Raw genomic sequence first — 23,982 nt, forward strand, 5'->3', positions numbered from 1 at the left:
AATGCAAATTTCTACTAAATTAAAACCTTATTATGAAAATATAAGCTTTGAGCGTGAAGATGGCACCATGATAGTAAATCTTGGCCCTCAACATCCAAGTGCTCATGGAAATTTACGCCTTATTTTAGAGCTTGATGGAGAAGAAATCACCAAGGCTGCTCCTTGTATAGGTTATATGCATCGTGGTATGGAAAAAATGGCTGAAAATATGATCTATCAAGAGTTTATCCCAACTACTGATAGAATGGATTATATCGCAGCTAGTGCAAATAATTATGCCTATGTAGCTGCTGTGGAAAAACTTTGTGGTTTAGAAATTCCACGCAGAGCAAGTGTGATAAGGATGATTTTACTTGAGTTAAACCGTATTGCTTCGCATTTGTTATGGCTTGCTACACATGCGCTTGATATTGGTGCGATGACAGTATTTTTATACTGCTTTAGAGAGCGTGAGTATGTGCTTGATCTAATAGAAAAATATTGCGGGGCAAGACTTACGCATTCATCTATGAGAATAGGCGGGGTAATGCTTGATTTACCTGAAGGTTTTTTAGATGAACTTTTGGTATTTTGTAATAAATTTCCAAATGATATAAAAGATTATGAAGCTTTGCTTGATGATAATAGAATTTGGCGTGCAAGAACTGAAAATGTAGGAGTTGTAAGCAAAGAACAAGCGCTAAGTTGGGGTTGTAGTGGGGTTATGCTAAGAGGAAGTGGTATTGCTTATGATGTTAGAAAAGAAGAGCCTTATTTGCTTTATGATGAGGTAGATTTTGGCGTGCCTGTGGCCAAAATGGGTGATTCTTATGCAAGATATAAGGTTTATATGCAAGAATTTAGAGAAAGTTTAAAAATTTTAGTTCAATGTGCTAAGCTTTATCAAGATACTCCGCCTGAAATTTTATGCAATCATCCTGAATATGTAAGCGCTTCAAAAGAGCAAATCATGACGCAAAATTATTCTCTTATGCAACATTTTGTCCTAGTAACCCAAGGTTTAAAACCACCAAAAGGAGAGGTGTATGTGCCAACTGAAAGTCCAAAAGGCGAACTTGGATTTTTTATCCACTCAGATGGTAGCGGTAGGCCATATAGATTAAGAGCTAGAACTCCAAGCTTTTTTCATTGTGCATTTTTAGAAGAAATGCTTGTTGGATCATATTTGGCTGATGCAGTGGCAATTTTAGGAAGTATTAATATAGTTTTAGGCGAGATAGACCGATGAGACGCGTGGATTTAAGAAAAAGTCAAGATTTGTTTAAGGATTTAGAGCAAATCATTCAAAATGCTTATATGGGTGAAGTTTTAGTAGTTTTATTTGAAATAGGAGATTTTTCTAGTGTAGAAAAAAGTTTTGCTTTCATAAAAGAGCAAAATTGTGAACTTTTAAATTCTTTAAAATTTAATCAAGTAGATTGGACTATAGTTTTTAAAAAGGTAGGACAATGAAATTAGCAAAATATCAAGAAGGTTTAAATGCTTTGTGTTTTGTGGATTTGCTTTCTTTAAAAAATTCTTCACTTTGCGCTAAGCTTAACAAAAGTAAAAATTATAATATTTCTTGTTTAGAGGATAAAAATTTAAAAGCAAACTTTTATAAATGTGAGATTGCAAGTGCGCCTTTCGTGCTTGCTTTGCTTTGTAAGATGAGCTTGGAGACTGAATTTAACGAATTTGATGAGGGGTATTTAAGTGCTGAATCTTGCTTTGGTGAAGAAGAAGCTTTAGAGATTTTAGAGTTTTTAAAAGAAGCAAAATGTATTATTTTTGATGAAAATTTATATCAACATAAAGATTTTGAAAATATTAAGTATTTTTTAGAAAAACTTTGTCATAAATTTAATCTTTTGCTAATTTGCTCTAATGAAAATGAAGAAAATTTATCAATACAAAATTCTTTTAGTGAGCTTTTAGAACTTGATAATTTTGATGGAACTATTATCATGCAAGCACCTTTGGGAGACAAAAATTTGCATTGCTCTTCTTCTTTTGCTTTAATTGCTAAGGTTAAGGATGGGGATAAAATTAATTTAAAAATAAACACTCAAGAATTTACAACTATAGTAAAAATCAATCATGATTTGAAAGGCACGGTGGCTTTGTTTGATTATGAAAGCGCTGATTTTGCTTTTTCAAAAGCTCAAGTTAAGGTTATAAAATGAAAGTTATCATTAATGGTATAGAATGTGAGGCAAATGAGGGTGAGTATATCTTAAATGTCGCAAGAAAAAATGATATTTTCATTCCTGCAATTTGTTATTTAAATGGTTGTTCTCCAACACTTGCTTGTCGTATGTGTATGGTAGAAGCTGATGGTAAAAAGGTTTATTCTTGCAATACTAAAGTTAAAGAAGGTATGGTAGTAGAGAGTGATTTATCAAATTTATGGGATGAGCGTAATGCTATCATGCAAGCATATTGCATCAACCACCCTTTACAATGTGGGGTATGTGATAAATCCGGTGAGTGTGAGCTTCAAAACTTTACACACAAAGCAAGAGTAAATGTGCAAAATTATTGGATTAAAGATACCCATAAAGAGCATAAAAAATGGGGCGAGATTAATTATGATCCAGCTTTATGTATCGTGTGTGAAAGATGTATCACAGTTTGCAAAGATAAAATAGGAGAAAGTGCTTTAAAAACTACTCCAAGAGGGGCAAGCGCGCCCGATGCAAGCTTTAAAGAAAGTATGAGTAAAGATGCGTTAGCTATTTGGACTAAATTTCAAAAGAGTTTAATTGCGCCAAGTGGTGGCGATATACTTGATTGTTCTTTTTGTGGAGAATGTACAAGTGTATGTCCAACGGGAGCTTTGGTGGGTTCGGCTTTTCAATATACATCTAATGCTTGGGAGTTAAAGAAAATTCCAGCTAGTAATCCACATTCAAGTGATTGTGAGTTGATGTATTATGATATTAAACAAACTAGTATTAATAATCAAAAAGAAAAAATTTATAGAGTGAGCAATGATTTTGCTTTTGCTACGCTAAATAAAGCCGCAAGATATGGTTTTAATACCCAAAATGAAGTTCAAGGTAAAGATGAAAAAGCCTTTGAAAAATTAGTAAATATGATAAAAAATAATGAAATAAAAAATATTTTATTTAATAGTTTTATTACTAATGAAGAAGCTTTAATCTTGCAAAATTTAAGTAAAAAATTTAATCTTAATCTTATAAATCATGAAGCTAAAAAATTCCAAGATTTCCTAGCTTGTTTTTATCAAAATGCAAATGCAATGTATAATGCAAATACAGACGATATCACTCAAAGTGATTTTTTAATCATCGTAGGTTCATTTTTACGCTATGATGCGCCAACGCTAGGATATAAAGTTAATAACGCTTTGGTAATGAATAAAGGTGCAGGGCTATATTTTCACCCTATAAAAGATAAAGGTGTGGATAAATATTCTAAAAATTTCTTGCAGATTAATCATGATATTAAAGATAATGAAAGTATTTTATTATTTATCTTGCAAAAATTTGCCAAAGAGCTTCCGCAGGATTTTAAAAACACATTAGAAAATGCGTATTATCAAGATACAAAAGAAATAGAAGAAACTATCAATGAAGAAGTTACTGAAAAGATAGAAAAGCAAAATGAAAACGGCGAAACTATTATAGAAGAAGTTAAAAAACTTGTGCCTAAAAAAATTAAAAAAAGCATAGAGGTGCAAAGATCAAATTATGCGAAAAATTTTGGCATAGATGAGGATATTTTAGAAACTTTACTCGCAAAAAAGCAAAAATTTACACTTATTATAGGAAGTGATTTTTACTATGATGAGCAAAGCGTCAAGCTAGCAAAACTTTGTGCTTTGGTGCAAAAATATACTGATTTTAAAGTCTTTTTAAATCCAACTTGCACTAATACCTTAGGTGTGAGTTTAATTTGTGATTTAAGTCAAGATTTTCAAGCAGGAAAAACATTAGGTTATAACGAAAAAGGCGATTTTACTTTTTCTTATGATGGGCATTTTGATCTTGCAAGTTCTAGTTTAAATCAACAAGAAGGTAGCTTTGTAAATTATGATAAAAGATTAGTTCCTACAAATGCGGCTTTAGAATTTAAAGGTTATTTTTTAAATGATTTGGCAAATGCCTTAGGTTTTGATGAAGAATTTACAATCAACTATACTAAATTTTTACCACAAAATAAAGGCTTTAGGGTAATTGACTTTGATGAGTTAGAAAATCATTATGATAATGGTGGGGTAAATCATAGAGGTTATGAGCTCGATTTTTCCCATTTTGAGTTTGAAAAAACATTAAGTGTTCAAGAAGTTAAAGAGCAAAATGAAGGAAATTTAACTTTATATCATGCAAATAGCATTCATCAGTTTTCAAAGCTTAGTAATAGAGCTTTTAATGAGGTTGGAGCTTTATTTTTATCGTCTGATTTAATGCAAAAATTTGATTTAAACCAAGATGATAGTGTTATTTTAAAAAATGAAAAAACTCAAATTGCTATAAGTGTAAAATGTGATGAATCTTTAGAAAATGGTGCGTATTTAGGGGATTATGATAGTAAGATTGATTATAAATCTTTATTTGATAATACTCGATATGTAAAAGTTTGGCTTGAAAAAGCAGGAGCTAAAATATGAGTGATATTACTTTTTTTATTGTAGAAACAATTATAAAATGTGTGCTTGTTATAGCTATTTTTGCTACTTTAGCAGGCTTGGCAACTTATCTTGAAAGAAAGGCTTTGGCTTTATTTCATCGTCGTTTAGGGCCTGATATGGTAGGTCCTTTTGGATTGCTTCAAGTAGTTGCTGATATGATTAAACTTTTTACTAAAGAGGATATAGTGCCAACTTATGCTCAAAAAGTGGTATTTTTAATTGCTCCATTGATTGCAGCAATTTGTGCTTTTGTAGCAATTGCAGCTATACCTATTTTTCCTGAATTTACTTTATTTGGTAGAGTGATTCGTCCTATTATCGCTGATATTAATGTAGCCTTGCTTTTTGTTGTAGGTATGGGTGGAGTTAGTTTTTATGCGATTTTTTTAGGAGGTTTAGCAAGTAATAATAAATGGTCGCTGCTAGGCGGGGCAAGAGGGCTTGTTTCTATTATCTCTTATGAGAGCGTTGCAGGGCTTTCTTTGGTGTGTGTTGTAATGCTTGTTGGATCTTTGTCTTTAGTAGATATTAATAACTATCAAAGTGATGGCATACTTTCTTGGCTTATTTTTAAACAACCTTTAGCTTTTATTTTATTTGTGATAGCTATTTTTATAGAAACTAATAGAACTCCACTTTGTTTAAGTGAAAACGAAACTGAACTTGTTTCAGGTTATGGCACTGAATATAGCGGACTTAGATGGGGTATGTTTTTTATCGGAGAATATACAGCCATGATTACCGGAGCGATTATGATATCGCTTTTATTTTTGGGTGGATTTAATGATTTTTGGATTATACCAGGGGCTATTATGATGCTTTTGAAAGTGTCTTTTGTGTTCTTTTGGTATTTTTGGGCTAGAGGTGCTTTTCCGCAACTGCGTCCTGATCAAGTAATGAGAATGTGTTATTTGATTTTAATACCTTTAGCGGTTTTAAATTTATTAATTAGTGCTTTAGTACTTGTGATATAGGAAAAAACAATGAAAAAAGGTTATTTTAAAGTAGATTTTGAGCGTAAAAATCCTCAAAATACTTATGAAAAATTCATACAAGTAATCAAGCGTTCTTTAAATACAGAGCTTTTTGTAGGTTTATTTGTCGTATTAAGAGAAATGTTTAAAAAAAACAATAGCGCAACGATTAAATATCCTATGGAAAAAGTTGCTTTAGATGATAGATATCGTGCAGTTCATCGTTTGATGCGTTTTATTGAAAGTGAAAATGAATGTTGTATTGGTTGTGGCTTGTGTGAAAAAATTTGCATTAGTAATTGTATAAGAATGGAAACGAGTTTAAGCGAAGATGGACGCAAAAAGGTCGAAAATTATAGTATTAATTTAGGGCGTTGTATTTATTGTGGATTTTGCGCTGATGTTTGTCCTGAACTTGCCATTGTGCATGGTAAAGAATATGAAAATGCCGCAGAGCAAAGATCTTATTTTGGTCAAAAGGAAGATTTTTTAACTCCTATCGATGAGCTTAAAAATCAAGTGGTGTTTGAAGGAAGTGGTAGTTTAAGAAAAGATGCTGATGATTTAGTAAAGAAAACTCCAAATTATTATGAGACAGATTTGCAAAGACAGCAAGATGCTCCAAAGGAAGAAAATGTTTGAAATGATAGCTTTTTGTTTATTAAGTGTTTTGGTGTTGGGATTTTTTTTAATTAGTGTTTTAAGCACTAGCGTGCTTTATGCTATCAGTTCTTTGGCCGTGGCTATGGTTTTTTTAAGTGGATTTTATTTTTTACTTAATGCTGAATTTATTGGAGCAATTCAAATAATCGTTTATAGTGGAGCTATTTTAGGTCTTTATAGTTTTGCTATGATGTTTTTTGATGCTTCTATAAAAGTAAAAGAAAGTTTAAAAGGTAAAAGAATCTTCATTTTTGCCGTGATTTTTAGTGCTGTTTTATTAATTAGTATTATTATGGGATATGAGTTTGGTTTAAATGAAACTAGTGAAGTTTATAGTCTTGATTCTACTCAGCAAATAGGCTTTGCTCTATTTACAAAATATATGCTTGCTTTTGAATTTATGGCAATTTTACTTTTAATAGCTTTAATTTGTGCTATAGCACTTACTCAAAAAAATATAAAAAAGGACGAACAATGATGTTAGAAAAATACTACATTGTGGCTATTTTGATGTTTATCATTGGTCTAATAGGTATCATAAAACGCCAAAATTTAATTATGCTTTTTATTTCAAGTGAAATTTTATTAAATGCTGCTAATTTGGCTTTAGTTACAGCAGGAGCTTCTCATAAAGACATAGAAGGTCAAATTTTTGCTTTATTTGTAATGGGAGTTGCAGCTTGTGAAGTAGCTGTTGGGATAGCGCTTTGTGTTTTATGGTATAGAAAAACAGGAACATTAGAGCTTAGCTCTTTAGCTGAAAAAGGAGAGATAAAATGCAAAATTTAGCTTTAATTGCACTTTTTTCTCCTTTGGCTTCAGCTGTTATTTTAGGTATTTTTGCTTTTAGTGCTAAGAAAATTATTTTAGGTTATTTAGCTTCTTTATTTATAGCTTTTTCAGCTTTTGCTTCAATTGTTTTATTAAATAATGGAGTACATTTTAATTTTGAACTTGGTACTTGGATATCTTTAGTAGATGTTAGTTTTGGTTTTAAAATAGACTCTATTACTTTGATTATGATGAATGTGGTAAGTATAGTAGCGACTTTTGTGCATTTATATAGTATATTTTATATGGAGCATGATGAAGGGTTTAATCGCTATTTTAGCTATTTGGGACTTTTTGTTTTTTCTATGATGTTTTTGATTATGAGTGATAATTTCTTAGGACTTTTCATAGGTTGGGAAGGTGTTGGACTTTGCTCATGGCTTTTGATAGGTTTTTGGTATCATAATAAAAAATACACTTTTGCTGCTAATGAAGCATTTATCATGAATAGAATTGCAGATTTGGCTTTGCTTTTAGGAATTTTCTTAATTTATATAGAATTTAACTCTTTAAAATATGATGAATTTTTTACCCTTTTATCTTTAGGGCATGAAAATGATGTAATTTTGATTTTAATAGCACTTTTACTTTTTGTAGGTGCTATGGGTAAATCAGCACAATTTCCTTTCCATACTTGGCTTGCTGATGCTATGGCAGGACCTACGCCAGTTTCAGCTCTAATCCATGCTGCTACTATGGTTACTGCGGGAGTTTATTTGGTAATTCGCGCAGGGGAGCTTTATTTACAAGTTCCTGAAGTAGGGTATTTTATCGCTATACTTGGAGCTTTTGTAGCGCTTTTTGCTGCTTCTATGGCTATGGTAGCTAAAGATTTAAAAAGAATTATTGCATATTCGACGCTTTCTCAACTTGGGTATATGTTTGTAGCAGCAGGTCTTGGAGCTTATGCAATAGCTTTATTTCATCTTGCAACTCATGCATTTTTTAAATCTTTATTATTCTTAGGTGCGGGTAATGTTATGCATGCTATGAATGATAAGCTTGACATTAGTAAAATGGGTGGACTTTATAAAAGTATGCGTTTTAGTGCTATTTTAATGCTTATAGGTTCTTTAGCTTTAGCAGGAATTTATCCTTTTGCAGGATTTTTCTCTAAAGATTTAATTTTAGGATTTTCTTTTATAAGCCATCATCATGGAATTTTTTTAGTACTTTTAATAGCAGCTTTTATGACAGCTTTTTATAGCTTTAGACTTTTAATGCTTGTATTTTTTACTCCAAAAAGACATGAAGAACATCCCCATGAAGCTAGTAAAATAGCTTTGCTTGCGATGAGTCCTTTGGCTTTACTTGCTATTATAGCAGGATTTTTTGAGCATAGCTTTATGGATTTTGTAAGTAAAAATTTAGCTTTTATTGATGGTCAAAATTCTTTAGTTATGATACTTGCAAGTGTTTCTGCGGTACTTGGAGTGCTTTTAGCTATCATAGCTTATTGGAAAAATTGGTTTAAACCATCACTTTCTAAAACAAGTATTTACAAACTTTTGTTTAATGAATACTACATACCAAAATTTTATCATCAATTTATTGTTAGTAAGTATGCTTTATTTTGTGAATTTTTAAGAAAAGCTGATAAAGAAATTTTAGATGCTTTGGTAGATAGTATTGCATTTTTCCTTAAAACATTTGCTAGGGTTCTTAGTATGGGTAAGGATTATTCTTTGGCTTTAAGAATTGTAGTTTTGGCTTTTGTGTGTTTATTTTGTTTAGCTTTGGCGGTGTAATATGCTTGGTTTATTAATGTTATTTCCATTTTTTGCGGCTTTTATAGCTTTATTTTTACAAAAAGAAGATAGCAAGTCCTTTGCTGTTTTAGTTAGTTTTTTGATTTTAGTTTTTAATGTTTTTTTGTTATTTAACTACGATGGTAGCATGGCTTATGAATTTAGTTTAAATTCTTTGATGGTTAATTTTCACATAGGTGTAGATGCTATAGCGCTTTATTTAATATTACTTTGTTCTATTATGATTTTTTTATCTTTTATATGTTTGGATATTCAAGATAAAAGTGTTGTAATAAGTATATTTTTATTACAATTTTGCATTGTAGGACTTTTTGCTTCATTGGATGCTTTATTGTTTTATGTATTTTGGGAGTTTTCTCTTATACCGCTTATTTATTTAATAGGTAGATATTCAGATAATTATAAGGCAGGGATTAAATTTTTCATTTATGCATTTTGCGGTTCTATGCTTATGCTTTTAGCTATTATTTATGTGGGATTTTTGTATTATCAAAGTTTTGGATATTGGAGTTTTGATTTGTTAGCTTGGTATAAGAGTGAATTTTTTATACCTGAGAATGCACAAAATCTAATATTTGTAGGATTTTTTATTGCTTTTGCGATTAAAAGTCCTTTATTTCCTTTTCATACTTGGGCTCCAAAGGTTTATACCAAAAGTCCGACTTTAGTATCTGTAATGCTTGTAAGCTTTAAAATGGCACCTTTTGGGTTTTTAAGATTTATTTTGCCTTTAGCGCCTGATACTTTGAATCATTATTATTCTTTACTTGCTATTTTATGTATAGTTGGAATTTTATATGCAGCCTTAATTGCTTTTAAAGCCAAGGATTTAAAAGAATTAATTGCTTATAGCTCAATTTCGCATTTGGGTGTGGTAATTTTAGGTATCGTAACTTTTACTTATAATGGGGTTAGTGGTTCTGTATTTTATATGTTTGCACATGGTATAGTAACAGGTGGCTTATTTTTAGCCGCTTATATGCTTTACAAAAGATATCATACTTTTGATTTAGACTTTTATAAAAATTTAGCTAAAACAGCCCCATTATTTAGCTTTTTCTTTGCAGTATTGTTGTTTTCATCTATTTCATTGCCTTTGACTATTTCCTTTGTAGGTGAGTTTTTGATCTTGCAAGGTGTGGCAAGTGTAAATTTATGGTATGCATTATTTGCAGGCGGTGTAATCGTTTTAGGAGCTATTTATATGCTAAATATTTATAGAAATATGTTTTTTACTACTTGCGAAGAAGAAGTGTGCAGTAAATTTACGCTTAAAAAAGGTGAAATTTTTGTTTTAAGTATTTTAAGTGCATTAGTGATTTATTTAGGGGTAGCTCCAAGTGCTATGCTAGATCAAATTGCTTCTAATGTAAATAGTATTCTTGAAGTTATGCAAACAAGAAATATCGCCATAGAAAATCAAAAAATCATAGATAGTATAAGAGGTTTTTAATGAGTGGTTTTAGTTTAGAAAAATTAAATTTTGTATTATTATTTCCTGTGTTGTCATTGCTTTTTTGGGCTATTGTATTACTTTTATTGAGTGCATTTAAAAAACTTTCTAGAAATTTTTATATAGGAGCAAGTGTTATAGCTTTGCTTAGTACTTTGTGTTTTTTATTGCTTTATAATGGTTTTGTTTTAGATAATTCTCATGCTTTTTTTGGTTTATTTGTAAGCGATAATTATGCAATTTTTGCACAAATAATTATTTTGTTTTTTTCTATGCTTTATTTGCTTATAGACAAAGATGAACAAAGAGCAGAATTTTTTTCTTTATTTTTGTTTATGGTTGCTTCTTTAATATTAATGGTTTCAAGTACTAATTTGATTGTGATTTTCCTAGCTTTAGAAGGATCTTCTTTAGCTCTTTATACATTAATAGCATTAAGAGGAACTCATAATGCTATTAGTTCTAGCATAAAATATTTTGCCTTAGCTGCAGTAGGGGCTGGATTTTTTGTTTTTGCTTGTGCTTTTGTGTATTTAAAAACAAAGTCTTTGGATTTGGATAATTTATTGCATTCTGAATATATTTCAGATCCTATATTATTATGTGCTGGAGTGATGTTTTTGGTTATTGTTGGAGTAAAACTTTCTATCGCTCCTTTTCATTTTTGGCTAAAAGATGTATATTGTGGAGTTCATACAAATTTTATAGCTTTCATATCTATTGTTCCAAAAATTGCTATGATAATAGTAGTTTTAAGAATTTTTTCTGCTTTAGGCGGTGGAGTAAAATTTGAATACATAGTCGCATCGTTAGCAATTTTTTCTATGCTTGCTGTAAGCATAGTAGTTTTAATTCAAAAAGATGCAAAAAAAATGCTTGCATATAGCTCTATTACTCATTCTTCTTTTATATTGGCTGTTATTGTTTCTAGTATGAGTGTGAGTTCTCAAGGAGATGAAACTTCTTACCTGCTTTCAATTTTTGCTTTGTTCGTTTATTGGGTTTCTTTTGCTTTTGCAAACTATGGAATTTTTTTAATCTTAAGTTTATTTCAAAAAAGCTCATTTGAAAGTTTTTCTGGCTTATTTGATCAAAGACCCGTATTATCTATAATATTAGCTATGTTTATTTTATGTATAGCAGGAATTCCACCTTTTGGGATTTTTTGGGGTAAAATTTTAATTTTAGCTTCTATTTTAAATTCAGGCTATTATGTGCTTGTATTTGCTATAGCTTTAAGTTCCATGATTATGCTTTATGCTTATTTGAAAATTTTAATTTATATCTTTTTTAAAAAAAGTCAATCTATAAAGAGTATAAATTTAGATATTAGGCAAAAGATTATTTTAAGTTTATGTTTTATCGGAAGCTTATCATGTGCGTTTTTGCTTTTGTGAAATAATATTGCTATAATCACGCTCATGATAAGGATTTTATTTTTATTATTATTAAGCATAAATTATATATTTTCTTTTGAAGTTATTGTTAATAAAGGGGAAGAACAAAATCGTCCCTTTACACTTTTGCATTTAAAAGATAATAAAGATTTTACTTGCAAGAGTATTTTTGAATTTGAAAAAACTCATTTTGAGTGTAATGTTTTGGGCGTTAGTAATATGCAATTTCAAAATAAAGAATTTGATGATTTTACAATTTATTTTGAAAAACACCAAACTTTTTTGACAATTAAAATATATCCTAAAATTTTAGCTAAAATGTTTAATTATTCTCAAGATATTTTTAATGCTAAAGAAATTCAAAGTCAAAATGGAGATACTTCTAAACATTTTGTGTTTATTTTTACTAAGGATTTAAGGTATTATAAACCTAGCGATGGACTTGATTTTGATATTTATTTTGATGATGCATTAATGCCTTATATTGGAGCATTGGATTTAAATTCTAATCCTATGGAAACTTCAAAAAGTGCAGATTTTAATGCTTATTTTAATATCAAACAAGAATATGAAGCCAAAAAATACGATCAAGTTTTACGAGATGCTGTTAATGCTATTAAGCGTTATCAAGGTAGTGTATTTATGAATGAATTTGAGCTTTATAAATTAAGAGCGCAAAATAAGCTTTACACTTATGAGCTTGATAAAGATCAGCAAATTTTAGAGCAAATGCTAGATGATGCTAAAAGATGGGTGAGAACTTATATTAATGATAAAGATTATACGGAAGTAATGTATATCATGATGAGAGTTTATATGGGCTTATCTCAAAGATCTAATGTCGATTATATTATTGATACTTTAAGCACTGAGCACAAAGACGATAAATATACCATAATAGCTTTACTTGATTATGCAGATTATTTATATCATTTGGGTAAAAAAAATATAGCAAATAATATTTATCAAGATGTGTATTATTCTACTCCGAATGCAGATTTAGCTAGTAGAGCTGCTTTATTTTTGTCTAAAAATTATTTAGAAGCGCAAAATACAAAAGAAGCCAAGGAGTTAGCAAGTAAAATTTTAGAATCAAATCCTGAATTTTTTATGAGTGATTTAGAAAATTCTTTATCTTTAGCTAAGGCTTTTAGTAATCATAGAATTTATGATTTAAGTTCTAAAATTTATGAGTATATTTTTACGCATTTGACTAAAGTCGATAAAGAATATGAAAGAGTATTAAAAGATCTTTCTTTGGCTTTGTTGAATGCAAATGAACATACTAAAGCTCAAAAGTATTTAGATCTTTACACAGAAGATTTTCCTTTGGGTGAATATGTGAGTTTAATAAAAGAAGCTCAAGATAAAAATTTCTTATATTTAAAAGATAATAATGCAAGTTTTTTACATCAAAGATATGAAGAGATCATGCAAAAGTATGCTGGAGAAATTTCTAGTATGGCTTTATTTGATAATGTGAGATTATATTTTCAAGAAAAAAATTATGAAAAAGTTGTAAGTTATCAAAAAGACATAGAAAAATATTCCAACAAAGAAATCAAAAATCTTTTAGAACAAGCTGCTATTTTAGTTTTAGAACAAAATTTAAAAAATGATGAGTGCTTAGCTGCTGTTAAAATATATGATGATTTTAAGGTCTATGATGTGGGAAATAAAATACAAAATAAAAAACAAATGCTTGAATGCTTTAAGCGTACTACTCGTATAGAAGAAGCTAAAAAATATATAGTTGAAAATGAAAATGATGATATTATTTTTTATAAACTCCAAAGTGCAGATTTGGCGCTTAAAGATAAGCGTTATCGTTTTGTTGTAAAAACAATTAATGATATTTTAAATACAAGAACTATTATTAGCGATGATGAAAAATTTGAAGCAAATTATATTAAATTTTTTGCTGAACTTAAATTGCAAGATTATAATACTATGATAAGAACTTTGCAAAAACTAGAGCAATTTCCTATGAATTATCGTATGGTGGAATTATATTATGAGTTTTTGCGTTATTGTGAAAAAAATAATTTTCTAACAAGTATTTTAACTTATGCTCCAAAGGCTATTGATTACCAAAATTTAAAAGGAGTAAATCTTTTTAGTCCGGATTTAGAATTTATCTACATCAAAGCCTTAAAACAAAACAATCAAGCTCAACAAGCCTTAACTTTGTTTAAAGATTTACTTGCTAATCCTTTAAAAGACGATGAGCGCGCAAGAGCTTTTTATATGCAAAGTAATATTTATGAAGATTTAAAAGATGTACAAAATCAAAAGCAAAGTTTGCAAAATTGTATAGATATTAACACAACAAGCAATTGGCAAAATTTATGTAAAGATAAATTAAATGTCTTAAACACTCAGCCTTGATGTTTTTTTAAAATATAAGCTTTTAAATTTTCATAAGCGTTTTGAAAAACTAAAATTTCTTTGTTGAATTTTTTATTAAAAGTTCTTTGTCTTTTGGCAAGTTGTCTTGTGTGAATGATGATGAGTTCTTCAAGCTCGTTTAAATTTATTTTTTTATCTAAAAAATCTTTACATTCTTTTAAGCCTATGGAATTTAGTGCTTTTAAATGATGATCGTAGTTACTATATAGCATTTTAGCTTCATCTATTAAACCCTCATCAAGCATATTTTTAGTGCGTTTAATAATGCGTTTTTCCAAAAGATCTTTTTGCCAAGAAATTTCAAAAATATCAAGTTTTTTAATTAAAGCTTCTTGTTTTGTTTCTTTTAAAACTTCGCTTGGGATTTTATTAGTTTGCTCATAAATTCCAAGCCATTTTTTTAAGCGATAGGTGTCGTTTTTTTCTATTTTGGCATGTGGATCAGTTTTTATCATTAAATGATAAATTTCATCATTACTTAGCGTGCTTTGACTTTCTTTGAAATTTTCACTCAAGCCATCCATTAAAGCTTTTAAATAAAAACTAGTTCCACCTGTGATGATAAGCATTTGATCGTTTTTTTGTGCAAAAGCTTTTGCTTTTTTATATTCTTCAAAAAACAAAGCGATGTTAAAATGCTCATTGACATTTAATAAATTTATGCCAAAATAATCAAGCTCATCTAAGGTTTTTTGCTCTGTTTTGGCTGAAGCGATGTTGATTTGTTTATACACACAAAGACTATCAAGGCTTAAAATACTTGCATTAAATTCATAAGCTAGTTTGTTAGCAAGTTCTGTTTTGCCACTTGCAGTAGTTCCAATAAGAGCAAATTCAAAAAACATCGTAAAAATATCCTAAATTTAAAATTATTTTAGTAAAATCATAACAAAAATATACTATAAAGAGAAAAAATGCCTTTATTAAAAGAAAAATTAAAAGATATTTTGGACTTGATTGTTTTTAAGCATTCTATTTTTGCTTTACCATTTTTGTTTGTTTCTATGATTGTAGCTTCTGTTATTTTAAATGATAGCACTTGGTTTGGTTTTAAAGCTTTGTTTTTGGGTGTTATTTGCGCGGTAAGTGCAAGAAATTTTGCAATGGCAATCAATCGTTTGATGGATGAGGACATTGATAAAAACAATCCAAGATGTGCAAATAGACCTAATATCGATGGTCGTATAGGTAAAGCTAGCATTTTACTTTTTATTATTTTAAATGCTATTATTTTTGTTTTGGCAAGTTATTTTATCAACAAACTAGCCTTTGCTCTTTCTTTGCCGGTATTGTTTATTTTAGCTATTTATTCAGCCTTTAAAAGATTTTCATCCCTAGCGCATTTAGTATTAGGATTTTGCTTAGGACTTGCTCCTATTGCAGGCAGTATTGTGGTTTTGGGAAGTATTGAAATTTATAGTGTTATTTTGTGTTTGGGTGTTACTTTTTGGACAGCTGGTTTTGATTTACTTTATGCTTTGCAAGATATGGAGTATGATAAAAAGACAGGCTTGCACTCTATACCTGCTAAATTTGGGCTTGAAGCGACCTTGTTTATCTCAGCATTTTGTCATGTTTTAGCAGTGCTTTTTTGGTTTTTATTTGTTTGGGTAGCTCCAACAGGAAATATTGCATTTTTAGGTGTGATTGTTAGTGCTGTTATTTTATTTTTTGAGCACCGCATTGTTAGAAAGAATTTTGCAAAAATTGACAAAGCATTTTTTACTTTAAATGGGTATTTAAGTATAGTCTTTTTTATTTTTATATGGGTTGATCTTTTATGGAGATGAAATTTTTTAAAAGCTCTTTGGAATTAGAATTTGAAGAGAGCAAAGAAAGATATGAAGAGTTTTTGCAAGAATATGTTTCAAGTAATAATTATGTCAATTTAAGCAAATGGAAAAAGCTTGCTTCAAGGGTAGAATTTAGCGAGGGTGAGCAGTTGATTTTTGATTTGCTTATGGATTTAAAGCAAGAATTGTATTTGATAAAAAATGATATTAATAAAACAAAATTATTTGTTAATTTAAAATATAAATCTTTTGTGATTGGGGTAAATTTTACACATATTCAATTTAAAGATAGGTGTTTAATGCAAGATGAAGATTATTATGCTAGATTTAATTTAAATGGTCAAAAAATTAGTATTTTTTTTAAAGCATTAAATGAGAATGAAGCAAAAATCACGCAAATAAAAGCAGAAGATGAGCTCGTGTATGATAATTTTGTAGCAAATATGCAAAGAGCAATGATTAAAATTTTAAAGGAGCAAGAAAATGGATAGTGATTTATTATTGTGGCTAGTTGTAGCTTTATTAATTTTTGCTATGTTTGCTTATATGATGATTAAAGAAAAAGAAAGTATTGTTAAGATCAATGAGCTTGGTAAAATGATAGAAGATTTAAATAAACAATATCATTATTTAAAAAAAGAAAGTTTAGATGAGCAAGAGCAAGAAAAAGAAGAAATAGACACTGAAGCCATAAGAGAAGAATTAAAAGAAGAACTTTTGCAGGTGCTAGAACAAAAAATCAATCAAAATATTATTCCTATTTTAAGTGCTTTAAAAGAAGTAGAGGAAGTAATTGAAGAATTTCAAAGTGAGCAAAAAAATCGTTTATTAAATTTAGAACAAAAAACCCAAAGTATTACAAAATTAAGCCCAAGCTATGATAATGAAGAACAAAAAGTCATAGAACTTTTTAATCAAAAAAAATCCATAGAGCAAATTGCAAAAGATTTGCGTATAGGTATGGGCAGGGTTGAGCTTATTTTAAAATTTAATAAATTATTATAAAGGCCTTTGATGTTGGTAGATAGCTATGGAAGAGTGATTGATTATTTAAGAATTTCAGTAACACAAAGATGTAATTTTCGTTGCCTTTATTGTATGCCAAAAACTCCATTTGAATGGAGTGCTAAGGAAAATCTTTTATCATTTGAAGAACTTTTTATGTTTGTTAAAGTTTGCATTGATGAAGGAGTTAAGAAAATTCGTATTACAGGTGGTGAGCCTTTAGTAAGAAAAGATTTGCATAAATTTATTGCTATGATTAGTGAGTATAAGCAAGATATAGATCTAGCGCTTACTACTAATGCTTCTTTATTAAAACAACAAGCAAAGGATTTAAAACAAGCGGGCTTAAAAAGAATTAACATCTCTTTGGATACTTTAAAAGAAGAAGTGGCCTTTAAATTAGCTCAAAAAAACATACTCAAAGATGTGTTAAATGGTATTAATGAGGCTTTAGAATTAGGTTTTAATATTAAATTTAACACCGTAGCGCTTAAAGGAATTAATGATAGTGAATTTATCGATCTTTTAGAATTTGCCAAAGCACGCAAAAGCCAAATTCGCTTTATAGAATTTATGGAAAATTATCATGCTTATGGAGATTTAAAAGGCTTAAAATCAACAGAAATTTTAAATATCATTGCTCAAAAGTATTCTTTTAAACAAGGACAAAAAAGTCCAAATGCACCTGCGACTATTTATGAACTTGAAGATGGGTATGAGTTTGGCATTATTGATCCACATAGCCATGATTTTTGTGATAGTTGTAACCGTATAAGGCTTTCAGCCGAAGGGCTTTTAATACCTTGTTTATATTATGATGAGGCTTTAAGCATTAAAAAAGCTATACGCAATAAAGACATAGCAAGTGCTTGTGAAGTTTTAAAAACCGTGATAAAAAATAAATCAGAAAAAAATAGATGGGCAGGAAATGAAGCCAATCAAAGTTCCACAAGAGCCTTTTATCAAACAGGTGGATAATGGAAGTTGTTGAAACTTTTTTAAGCTTGCAAGGTGAGGGAAAATATAGTGGAAATTTGGCTATATTTGTAAGATTTGCCGGGTGTAATTTTAACTGCGCAGGCTTTGGAGTAAAAAAAGAAAAAGATTCTAAAATACTTTTGGGCTGTGATACTATAAGAGCTGTTTTTACTAAAGAATTTAAAACTTGTTATAAAACATATACTTCAGCAAAGCTTTTTGATGAGGTTTTGAAGCTAGCAAATTCACGCAAAGTTATAGTTGTAATTACGGGTGGTGAGCCTTTGTTAAATTATCAAAATAAAGATTTTTTGTGTTTTATTAATTTACTTTTAGAAAATGATTTTATGGTGCATTTTGAAACAAATGCAAGTATTGAAATTGATTTTGAAAAATATCCTTTGTATAAAAAATGTTATTTTGCTTTAGGAGTAAAGCTTAGCAATAGTGGTGTAAAAAAAGAAAAAAGAATTAATGAAAAAGCTTTGGAAGCTTTTAAAAATTATGCTAAGGAAAGTTTTTATAAATTTGTTTTGGATAAGGATTTTTTACAAGAAAATAAAGCCTTAAAAGAAATCAATGAAATTTTACAAGTTTGTAAAAATGATGTTTTTTGTATGCCTATGGGGTCAAATGAAGAAGAAATTTCTAAAAACGCCTTAAGTGTTGCTGAATTTTGTATAAAAAATGGATATAATTACTCCGATAGATTGCATATTAGAATTTGGGGAGATAAAGAAGGCGTATGATTATTAGAAAAATGTTTGAATTTGAAAATGCTCATATTGTTAGATTTTGTAGCTCCAAGCGATGTAAAACAAGCATACATGGCCACTCTTATAAGGTAGAAATTTTACTTGAGAGTAAATACCTTGATAATGCTGGAATGGTGTATGATTTTGGTTTGTTAAAAGATGAGATAAAACAAATTATTGATAGTTTTGATCATGCTATTACGCTTTTTAAAGATGATGATAAAGCTTATTTAGAAGATATGAAAAAGCACTCGCAAAGATGGGTAAGTTTACCTGTGAATGTAAGTGCGGAAAATTTTGTACGCATATTTTTTGTACTGATTGATACTTTGCTTTTAAAGACTAAGATGGTCAATGGTGAGCAAGGTGTTAGTTTAAAAAGCATTATTGTACATGAAACAAGAACAGGTTATGCACAAGGTTTTAGAGAAGATGCTTATAGTGAATTTTTACCAAAGATTGATTTGGCAGATATTGACTTTTCACAAGCTATAAGAGAAGAATGGAAAGATAAAGATTTTTTTGAAAAACTTCAAGATGTAAATTTTGTTTTTATCAATCAAAAGGAGGTGTAATGAAAAAGATTTTATTGATTGTGCCAATATTGCTTTTTATGGCTTGTTCAAATCAAGAGAATAAAAATATAAAAAAAGAAATACAAACCGAGCAAGTTCAGATTGAACAAAGTGATTCTAATGTCATTATAGATGATGAAACACTTCCTATACCTGTTGATGATGATATACAAGATGAAAATAATACACAAGGACAATAATGGATCAAAGTTATGAATTTTTTTTAGCATTGCATGTGTATAGTTTATATACAAATGGTTTTTTAATGTTGTTTTATTTGTATTTGACTCAAAGTAACTTCTCACAAGAATTTATCTTTATAAAAAGAATTCGTCTATTTTTGCCAATTTATTATTTGTTTTTAGCAATTACACTTTTTACTGGAAGTTTGTTATGGGCTTTAAAGCATTTTGAATTTAATTTCTATGTGCTTTCTATGTGGTTTTGTTGGATTTTGATTTTTGCTTTGGCTATTTATCAATTTGTTTTATTTAAAAAAGCAAGATTGTTTAAACGCTATGCTAAATTTAGATTTTTAAGTTTTTTTATTTTGTGTTTAGGTATATTCTTACTTTTTGTACCTTATTTACTTAAGAGGTTTTATTTTTAATGCAATTTTTATATCACCCACAAAGTGGTACTGCAAGTTTAGAGCTAGAAAATGAAGCCTTTTTGCACTTAAAGGCTCGAAGAATTAAAGTGAGTGATAAAATTATATTAAAGAATTTGAAAGATTTTTATGCTTACACTTATGAATGCATAGAGCTTTCTAGACGCTCTTGCGTATTAAATTTACTTGACAAAAAAGAAGAAAAACAAGAATTAAAAACATATATACATTTAGCTTTGGCGGTGATTGATCCAAAGGTTATAGAAAAAACTTTACCTTTTTTAAATGAACTTGGAGTAGCAAAACTTTCTTTTGTGTATATGGAATACTCGCAAAAAAATTTTAAATTAGATTTTAAAAGAATGGAAAAAATTCTTATAGAATCATCCCAGCAATGCGGTCGTGCTTCTTTAATGGAACTTGAAAGTTTTGATGACTTTAAAAAATTTCAGCAAGCTTATGAAAATATTGTTTTGATAGATTTTGAAGGTAAAGATTTGATGAATTTTGATCCCGATAGATATGTATTTTTGGTTGGCGCTGAAGGCGGATTTTCGCAAAAAGAAAGAGAAATAAATATAAAAAGAGCAAAATTACAAGCCAACTATATACTTAAAGCACAAACAGCACTTATAGGGGTTGCTTCAAAATTTATAATTTAAAAACATGCTTAAATTTAGCTATTTTTTATATAAAAATCTATATAATTACGCCTTAATGTTTTGAAAAAGGATAAACAATGAAGAAAGAAATTCACCCAGAATATGTAGAGTGTAAAGTTAGTTGTGCTTGTGGAAATTCTTTTACTACTAAGTCAAATAAATCAGAAATTAAAGTTGATATTTGTTCAAGCTGCCACCCATTCTTTACAGGTAGTGAAAAAATCGTAGATGCTGCGGGTCGTGTAGAGAAATTTAAGAAAAAATACGCAATGCAATAATGTTATATTTTATTCCTACGCCCATAGGAAATTTAAACGATATTTCTTTTCATTCTTTAGAAATTTTACAAAAATGCAAGCTCTTTTTATGTGAAGATACAAGAGTTTGCAAATCTTTAATTCATCTTCTTAATGAAAAATTTAATTTAGAAATAAAGCCTGATAAATATATAGCTTTACATACTCATAATGAAAAAGATTTTTTAGCAAAAATAGATGAGGATTTTTTTAAACAAGATATTGCATATTTAAGTGATGCAGGTATGCCAGGTATTAGCGATCCGGGGCAATTTTTAATCGAATATGCTATTAAAAACAATATTGACTATGAAGTCTTAACAGGATCAAATGCTGCTTTGCTTGCATTGGTTTCAAGTGCATTTTGTAAAAAAGAATTTATTTTTATGGGTTTTTTGGCCAATAAAAATCCTCAAAGACAAAAAGATATTGAAAATTTAATGCTTAATCCTTATCCTAGTATAGTTTATGAAGCACCCACTAGAATACTTAATTTAGTAGAAGAAATTAGTAAAATTGATCCTTTAAGAGAAATTTTTATCATAAAAGAAGCAACAAAGAAATTTGAAACTAAATTTAGAGCAGAAGCTTTAGAGGTTTTGGAAAAATTAAAAACAATGGATTTACGCGGTGAATGGTGTGCAGTGGTAAATGCTAAAGAAAAGCAATTTCATCAAAACACCTTGTGTGAGCAAGATATTTATGAGCTTGATTTATCTTTAAAGGCAAAGGCAAAACTTCTTTCGAAAATCAATGCAAAATCTCCAAAAGAAAATTATCAAAAACTGCTTTTAAGTTGAATTTGGTTATTATTTAAAAATGATAGTTTATGGTAAGCAAGTGTTTTTTTATATCTTAGAAAAGCATGAAGAAAAAATTAAAGAAATTTATTTGGCAAAAGAATGTGAAAAAGCTGATTTTTCAAAAATAACAAGGGCATCAAAAAAAATTAAAAAGCTTGATTTTAAAACCGCACAAAGCTTAGCAAGAGGTGGAAATCATCAAGGTTTTTTAATGGAAATTGATGAATTTGAATTTAGCTCTTTTGAGAGTTTAAAAGAAAAAGATTTTATAGTTATTTTATATAATATTAGCGATGTTGGAAATATAGGTGCTATCGTGCGTAGTGCTTATGCTTTAGGTGCTGATGGGGTTATTTTGGTAGCTAAAAGCGTGGCTATGGATGGAGTTATTCGTGCAAGTAGTGGAGCAGCTTTAGATATGGAAATAGTCTTAAATGATGATATTTTAAGCATGATAAATGAGTTAAAACAAAAAGGTTTTTATATCTATGCTAGTGCAAGCGGAGGTAGTGATATACATACTATCAAGGCCAAAGATAAAAAAGTTTTGATTATGGGAAGTGAGGGTTTTGGTATAGCGCCAAAGGTACTTAAAAAATGCGATGAGTGCGTAGGTATAAAAATGCACAATGATTTTGATAGTTTAAATGTTAGTGCAGCATTTGCAATACTTTGCGATAGGATGAAAAATGGATAGTTGGAAAAAATTAGAAGATTTAAATTTGTTAGAAGTTCAAAAAAGAACACAAATAGAAATAGCTTGTCTTGAATATATCATTAAGAAAGATTTTAAGTCTTTATCTCGCTTTAATGTAAATGGCTTTATTAAAATTTTACAAAGAGAGTATGAGCTTGACTTTTCTAATTTTTTAGAAGAATATCATGTCTATTTAGAAGAAAATGGTATTGAGAAAAAAAATCATGTGCATATTTCACCTAGAATGAACTCATATACCAAAGAAAGCTCAAGTGTATGGTATATTGTGATTATAGTAGTAGTACTTTTGATAGTAGCTTTGGCCTGGGGTGTTTCAAGATTTTTTCAAAGTTCTACTTTAGATGAAAATACCACCAATGTATTAAATCAAGAGCAGGTTGTTTTAGAAGAAAAAGTTGATGAAAATGAAACACCAGTTCTTAATTTTTTTGCTGATGATGCTATGGAAAATAATGAAACAAACGCGACTATTTTAGAACCAATAAGCGAGAACAATAATACAGAAAAAACATTAGAAGATAATGCTAGCTCAAATATGCCTGAAGAAAATATCATTTTACTCAATGAAAGCATTATAAAACCAAGTGCAGAGCTTTGGCTTGGTATGGTGGATTTAAAAACTTTTAGAAAGAGCTCTTTAACTATTAAAAATGATTATGTTTTACCTTTGGATAAAGATATGTTAATTACCACAGGCCACGCTGCTTTTAGCTTAAACGATGAAAATAATAATACTTTAGAGTTTAAAAACGGTGTGTCTAAATTTTTAATGATTAAAGATGGTAAAATCAAACAAATTACAAAAGCTGAATTTATCAAAGAAAATAGAGGAAAATTATGGTAAGAATTTTAATATTTTCCATTTTTTTTACTCTTAACGCTTTTGCACTAAGTGCTTTAGAAGTTGCAAAACATATTGTTAATGATAATTCTAAAGATGCAAAATTAGAGCTCTTGTTTGCAAGGAATGATTATAAAGATGAACGCGGAAATGTAGATATTTACACTATTTCTCAAATTTTAAAAACTAATTCTTTGGCAAATTTTATATTAAATGAGCCAAAAACTCTAACTTTTAGTTTTAAAGCTCAAGCTGATTCTGTTTTATTTTTTAAAACTATTAATGATACTTTAAACGAATTAGGCTATGTGTATTTTATACCAACTGAATTAACTTTAAGGGAAAATTATATCACCTATAAGTTAGCTGTAGATTCTCAATATATGCTTGATCCAGGAGTTTTCTATAAAGCCTTGTTATCAAGCTCTGTTTTTATTAAAGATATTTCTAAAATTTCAGAATTAAATTATGAGTATGAGCTAGATTTTTCAAAAGCAAAACCTAAAGTCAATACTCAAATTCCACTAAATACCATCACTCAATTAAATAAGCCTTTAAGGGAATATATTGTTGATTTACAAGGAGCAAAAAGCATAGAGCTTAGTGCGCACAATCTTGATTCTTGGTTTTGTAAAATTCAATTTTTAGATAAAAATTTAAATTTTATTCAAGGTATAGAAAACACACACAAACAAAATGAAATTAATATAAATATCCCATTGGGTGCAAAATATGCTATCATTGGCGATATGTTTAGCCTTGATAACATAAAAAGGGGTTTAAAAATTTACTTAAGACGCTAAAAAGGATGGAA

General features: G+C 29.1%; 27 protein-coding genes. 26 read left to right on the plus strand and 1 reads right to left on the minus strand.

Features of this window, described 5'->3' with window-relative positions; genetic code table 11:
* Nucleotide 1 precedes the first annotated feature (1 nt).
* Genes nuoD through L8X33_RS04420 form a run of 12 tightly spaced genes read left to right on the plus strand, consistent with a single transcriptional unit; the run spans nt 2 to nt 14,111 of the window.
* Nucleotides 2-1,228 carry an NADH dehydrogenase (quinone) subunit D gene (gene nuoD / locus L8X33_RS04365; RefSeq protein WP_133319472.1) on the plus strand — a complete coding sequence of 409 codons (1,227 nt, stop codon included), beginning with the start codon at nt 2-4 and terminating at the stop codon, nt 1,226-1,228.
* A complete protein-coding gene (locus L8X33_RS04370; RefSeq protein WP_263661514.1) occupies nt 1,225-1,452 on the plus strand; it encodes an NADH-ubiquinone oxidoreductase subunit E family protein in 228 nt (75 codons plus the stop codon). The genes nuoD and L8X33_RS04370 overlap by 4 nt, the downstream gene beginning before the upstream one ends.
* A complete protein-coding gene (locus L8X33_RS04375) occupies nt 1,449-2,165 on the plus strand; it encodes a hypothetical protein (protein WP_263661513.1) in 717 nt (238 codons plus the stop codon). The genes L8X33_RS04370 and L8X33_RS04375 overlap by 4 nt, the downstream gene beginning before the upstream one ends.
* Nucleotides 2,162-4,615, plus strand: coding sequence for an NADH-quinone oxidoreductase subunit G (locus tag L8X33_RS04380; protein ID WP_263670045.1), 2,454 nt, complete (start codon nt 2,162-2,164; stop codon nt 4,613-4,615). Before L8X33_RS04375 ends, L8X33_RS04380 begins: the two co-directional genes overlap by 4 nt.
* Nucleotides 4,612-5,610, plus strand: coding sequence for an NADH-quinone oxidoreductase subunit NuoH (gene nuoH, locus L8X33_RS04385; RefSeq protein ID WP_133319476.1), 999 nt, complete (start codon nt 4,612-4,614; stop codon nt 5,608-5,610). Before L8X33_RS04380 ends, nuoH begins: the two co-directional genes overlap by 4 nt.
* Nucleotides 5,611-5,619: 9 nt before the next feature.
* Nucleotides 5,620-6,252: an NADH-quinone oxidoreductase subunit NuoI gene (gene nuoI / locus L8X33_RS04390; RefSeq protein ID WP_263670047.1), complete on the plus strand. Its 633-nt coding sequence runs from the start codon at nt 5,620-5,622 to the stop codon at nt 6,250-6,252.
* Nucleotides 6,245-6,751 carry an NADH-quinone oxidoreductase subunit J gene (locus L8X33_RS04395; protein WP_263670049.1) on the plus strand — a complete coding sequence of 169 codons (507 nt, stop codon included), beginning with the start codon at nt 6,245-6,247 and terminating at the stop codon, nt 6,749-6,751. Before nuoI ends, L8X33_RS04395 begins: the two co-directional genes overlap by 8 nt.
* A complete protein-coding gene (nuoK, locus tag L8X33_RS04400) occupies nt 6,751-7,062 on the plus strand; it encodes an NADH-quinone oxidoreductase subunit NuoK (protein ID WP_087699810.1) in 312 nt (103 codons plus the stop codon). The genes L8X33_RS04395 and nuoK overlap by 1 nt, the downstream gene beginning before the upstream one ends.
* Nucleotides 7,050-8,852: an NADH-quinone oxidoreductase subunit L gene (gene nuoL, locus L8X33_RS04405; protein ID WP_263660449.1), complete on the plus strand. Its 1,803-nt coding sequence runs from the start codon at nt 7,050-7,052 to the stop codon at nt 8,850-8,852. The genes nuoK and nuoL overlap by 13 nt, the downstream gene beginning before the upstream one ends.
* 1 nt (nt 8,853) lies before the next feature.
* Nucleotides 8,854-10,326, plus strand: coding sequence for a complex I subunit 4 family protein (locus tag L8X33_RS04410; protein ID WP_263666591.1), 1,473 nt, complete (start codon nt 8,854-8,856; stop codon nt 10,324-10,326).
* A complete protein-coding gene (locus tag L8X33_RS04415; RefSeq protein WP_263666592.1) occupies nt 10,326-11,723 on the plus strand; it encodes an NADH-quinone oxidoreductase subunit N in 1,398 nt (465 codons plus the stop codon). The genes L8X33_RS04410 and L8X33_RS04415 overlap by 1 nt, the downstream gene beginning before the upstream one ends.
* Nucleotides 11,724-11,747: 24 nt before the next feature.
* Complete coding sequence (locus L8X33_RS04420; protein WP_263670050.1) at nt 11,748-14,111, plus strand: tetratricopeptide repeat protein; 2,364 nt, start codon at nt 11,748-11,750, stop codon at nt 14,109-14,111.
* Here L8X33_RS04420 and miaA read toward each other — a convergent pair.
* The gene (miaA, locus tag L8X33_RS04425; RefSeq protein WP_263670052.1) at nt 14,102-14,977 is read right to left on the minus strand and encodes a tRNA (adenosine(37)-N6)-dimethylallyltransferase MiaA; all 876 of its coding nucleotides are present in this window, start codon (nt 14,975-14,977) and stop codon (nt 14,102-14,104) included. The two genes, L8X33_RS04420 and miaA, sit on opposite strands and share 10 nt — an antisense overlap.
* Before the next feature lie 69 nt (nt 14,978-15,046).
* Here miaA and mqnP point away from each other — a divergent pair, with 69 nt between their 5' ends.
* The 14 genes from mqnP to L8X33_RS04495 all read left to right on the plus strand — a co-directional run bounded on the left by mqnP (nt 15,047) and on the right by L8X33_RS04495 (nt 23,971).
* Entirely contained in the window at nt 15,047-15,922 is an 876-nt protein-coding gene (gene mqnP / locus L8X33_RS04430) for a menaquinone biosynthesis prenyltransferase MqnP (protein WP_263670054.1), read from the plus strand.
* Nucleotides 15,919-16,416 carry a hypothetical protein gene (locus L8X33_RS04435; RefSeq protein ID WP_263659526.1) on the plus strand — a complete coding sequence of 166 codons (498 nt, stop codon included), beginning with the start codon at nt 15,919-15,921 and terminating at the stop codon, nt 16,414-16,416. The genes mqnP and L8X33_RS04435 overlap by 4 nt, the downstream gene beginning before the upstream one ends.
* A complete protein-coding gene (locus tag L8X33_RS04440) occupies nt 16,409-16,930 on the plus strand; it encodes a DUF6115 domain-containing protein (protein WP_133319486.1) in 522 nt (173 codons plus the stop codon). Before L8X33_RS04435 ends, L8X33_RS04440 begins: the two co-directional genes overlap by 8 nt.
* Before the next feature lie 9 nt (nt 16,931-16,939).
* On the plus strand, nt 16,940-17,908 hold the full coding sequence (gene moaA / locus L8X33_RS04445; protein ID WP_263670056.1) for a GTP 3',8-cyclase MoaA: 969 nt from the start codon (nt 16,940-16,942) through the stop codon (nt 17,906-17,908).
* Nucleotides 17,908-18,657 carry a 7-carboxy-7-deazaguanine synthase QueE gene (locus tag L8X33_RS04450; protein WP_263670058.1) on the plus strand — a complete coding sequence of 250 codons (750 nt, stop codon included), beginning with the start codon at nt 17,908-17,910 and terminating at the stop codon, nt 18,655-18,657. The genes moaA and L8X33_RS04450 overlap by 1 nt, the downstream gene beginning before the upstream one ends.
* On the plus strand, nt 18,654-19,238 hold the full coding sequence (locus tag L8X33_RS04455; protein ID WP_263670060.1) for a 6-pyruvoyl trahydropterin synthase family protein: 585 nt from the start codon (nt 18,654-18,656) through the stop codon (nt 19,236-19,238). The genes L8X33_RS04450 and L8X33_RS04455 overlap by 4 nt, the downstream gene beginning before the upstream one ends.
* On the plus strand, nt 19,238-19,438 hold the full coding sequence (locus L8X33_RS04460; protein WP_133319490.1) for a cytochrome C: 201 nt from the start codon (nt 19,238-19,240) through the stop codon (nt 19,436-19,438). The genes L8X33_RS04455 and L8X33_RS04460 overlap by 1 nt, the downstream gene beginning before the upstream one ends.
* Entirely contained in the window at nt 19,438-19,848 is a 411-nt protein-coding gene (locus L8X33_RS04465; protein WP_220566545.1) for a hypothetical protein, read from the plus strand. The genes L8X33_RS04460 and L8X33_RS04465 overlap by 1 nt, the downstream gene beginning before the upstream one ends.
* Complete coding sequence (locus L8X33_RS04470; protein WP_263670062.1) at nt 19,848-20,510, plus strand: 16S rRNA (uracil(1498)-N(3))-methyltransferase; 663 nt, start codon at nt 19,848-19,850, stop codon at nt 20,508-20,510. The genes L8X33_RS04465 and L8X33_RS04470 overlap by 1 nt, the downstream gene beginning before the upstream one ends.
* Nucleotides 20,511-20,587: 77 nt before the next feature.
* Entirely contained in the window at nt 20,588-20,788 is a 201-nt protein-coding gene (gene rpmE / locus L8X33_RS04475) for a 50S ribosomal protein L31 (RefSeq protein ID WP_039664588.1), read from the plus strand.
* Nucleotides 20,788-21,606: a 16S rRNA (cytidine(1402)-2'-O)-methyltransferase gene (gene rsmI, locus L8X33_RS04480; RefSeq protein WP_263660455.1), complete on the plus strand. Its 819-nt coding sequence runs from the start codon at nt 20,788-20,790 to the stop codon at nt 21,604-21,606. The genes rpmE and rsmI overlap by 1 nt, the downstream gene beginning before the upstream one ends.
* Nucleotides 21,607-21,625: 19 nt before the next feature.
* Nucleotides 21,626-22,306, plus strand: a complete 681-nt coding sequence (gene rlmB, locus L8X33_RS04485) for a 23S rRNA (guanosine(2251)-2'-O)-methyltransferase RlmB (RefSeq protein ID WP_263660456.1) — start codon at nt 21,626-21,628, stop codon at nt 22,304-22,306.
* Nucleotides 22,299-23,171, plus strand: a complete 873-nt coding sequence (locus tag L8X33_RS04490) for a hypothetical protein (protein ID WP_133319495.1) — start codon at nt 22,299-22,301, stop codon at nt 23,169-23,171. The genes rlmB and L8X33_RS04490 overlap by 8 nt, the downstream gene beginning before the upstream one ends.
* Nucleotides 23,165-23,971, plus strand: coding sequence for a hypothetical protein (locus L8X33_RS04495; RefSeq protein WP_263659525.1), 807 nt, complete (start codon nt 23,165-23,167; stop codon nt 23,969-23,971). Before L8X33_RS04490 ends, L8X33_RS04495 begins: the two co-directional genes overlap by 7 nt.
* Nucleotides 23,972-23,982 lie beyond the last annotated feature (11 nt).

This window comes from Campylobacter sp. CNRCH_2014_2849 (assembly GCF_025772845.1).
Taxonomy (GTDB): domain Bacteria; phylum Campylobacterota; class Campylobacteria; order Campylobacterales; family Campylobacteraceae; genus Campylobacter_D; species Campylobacter_D lari_D.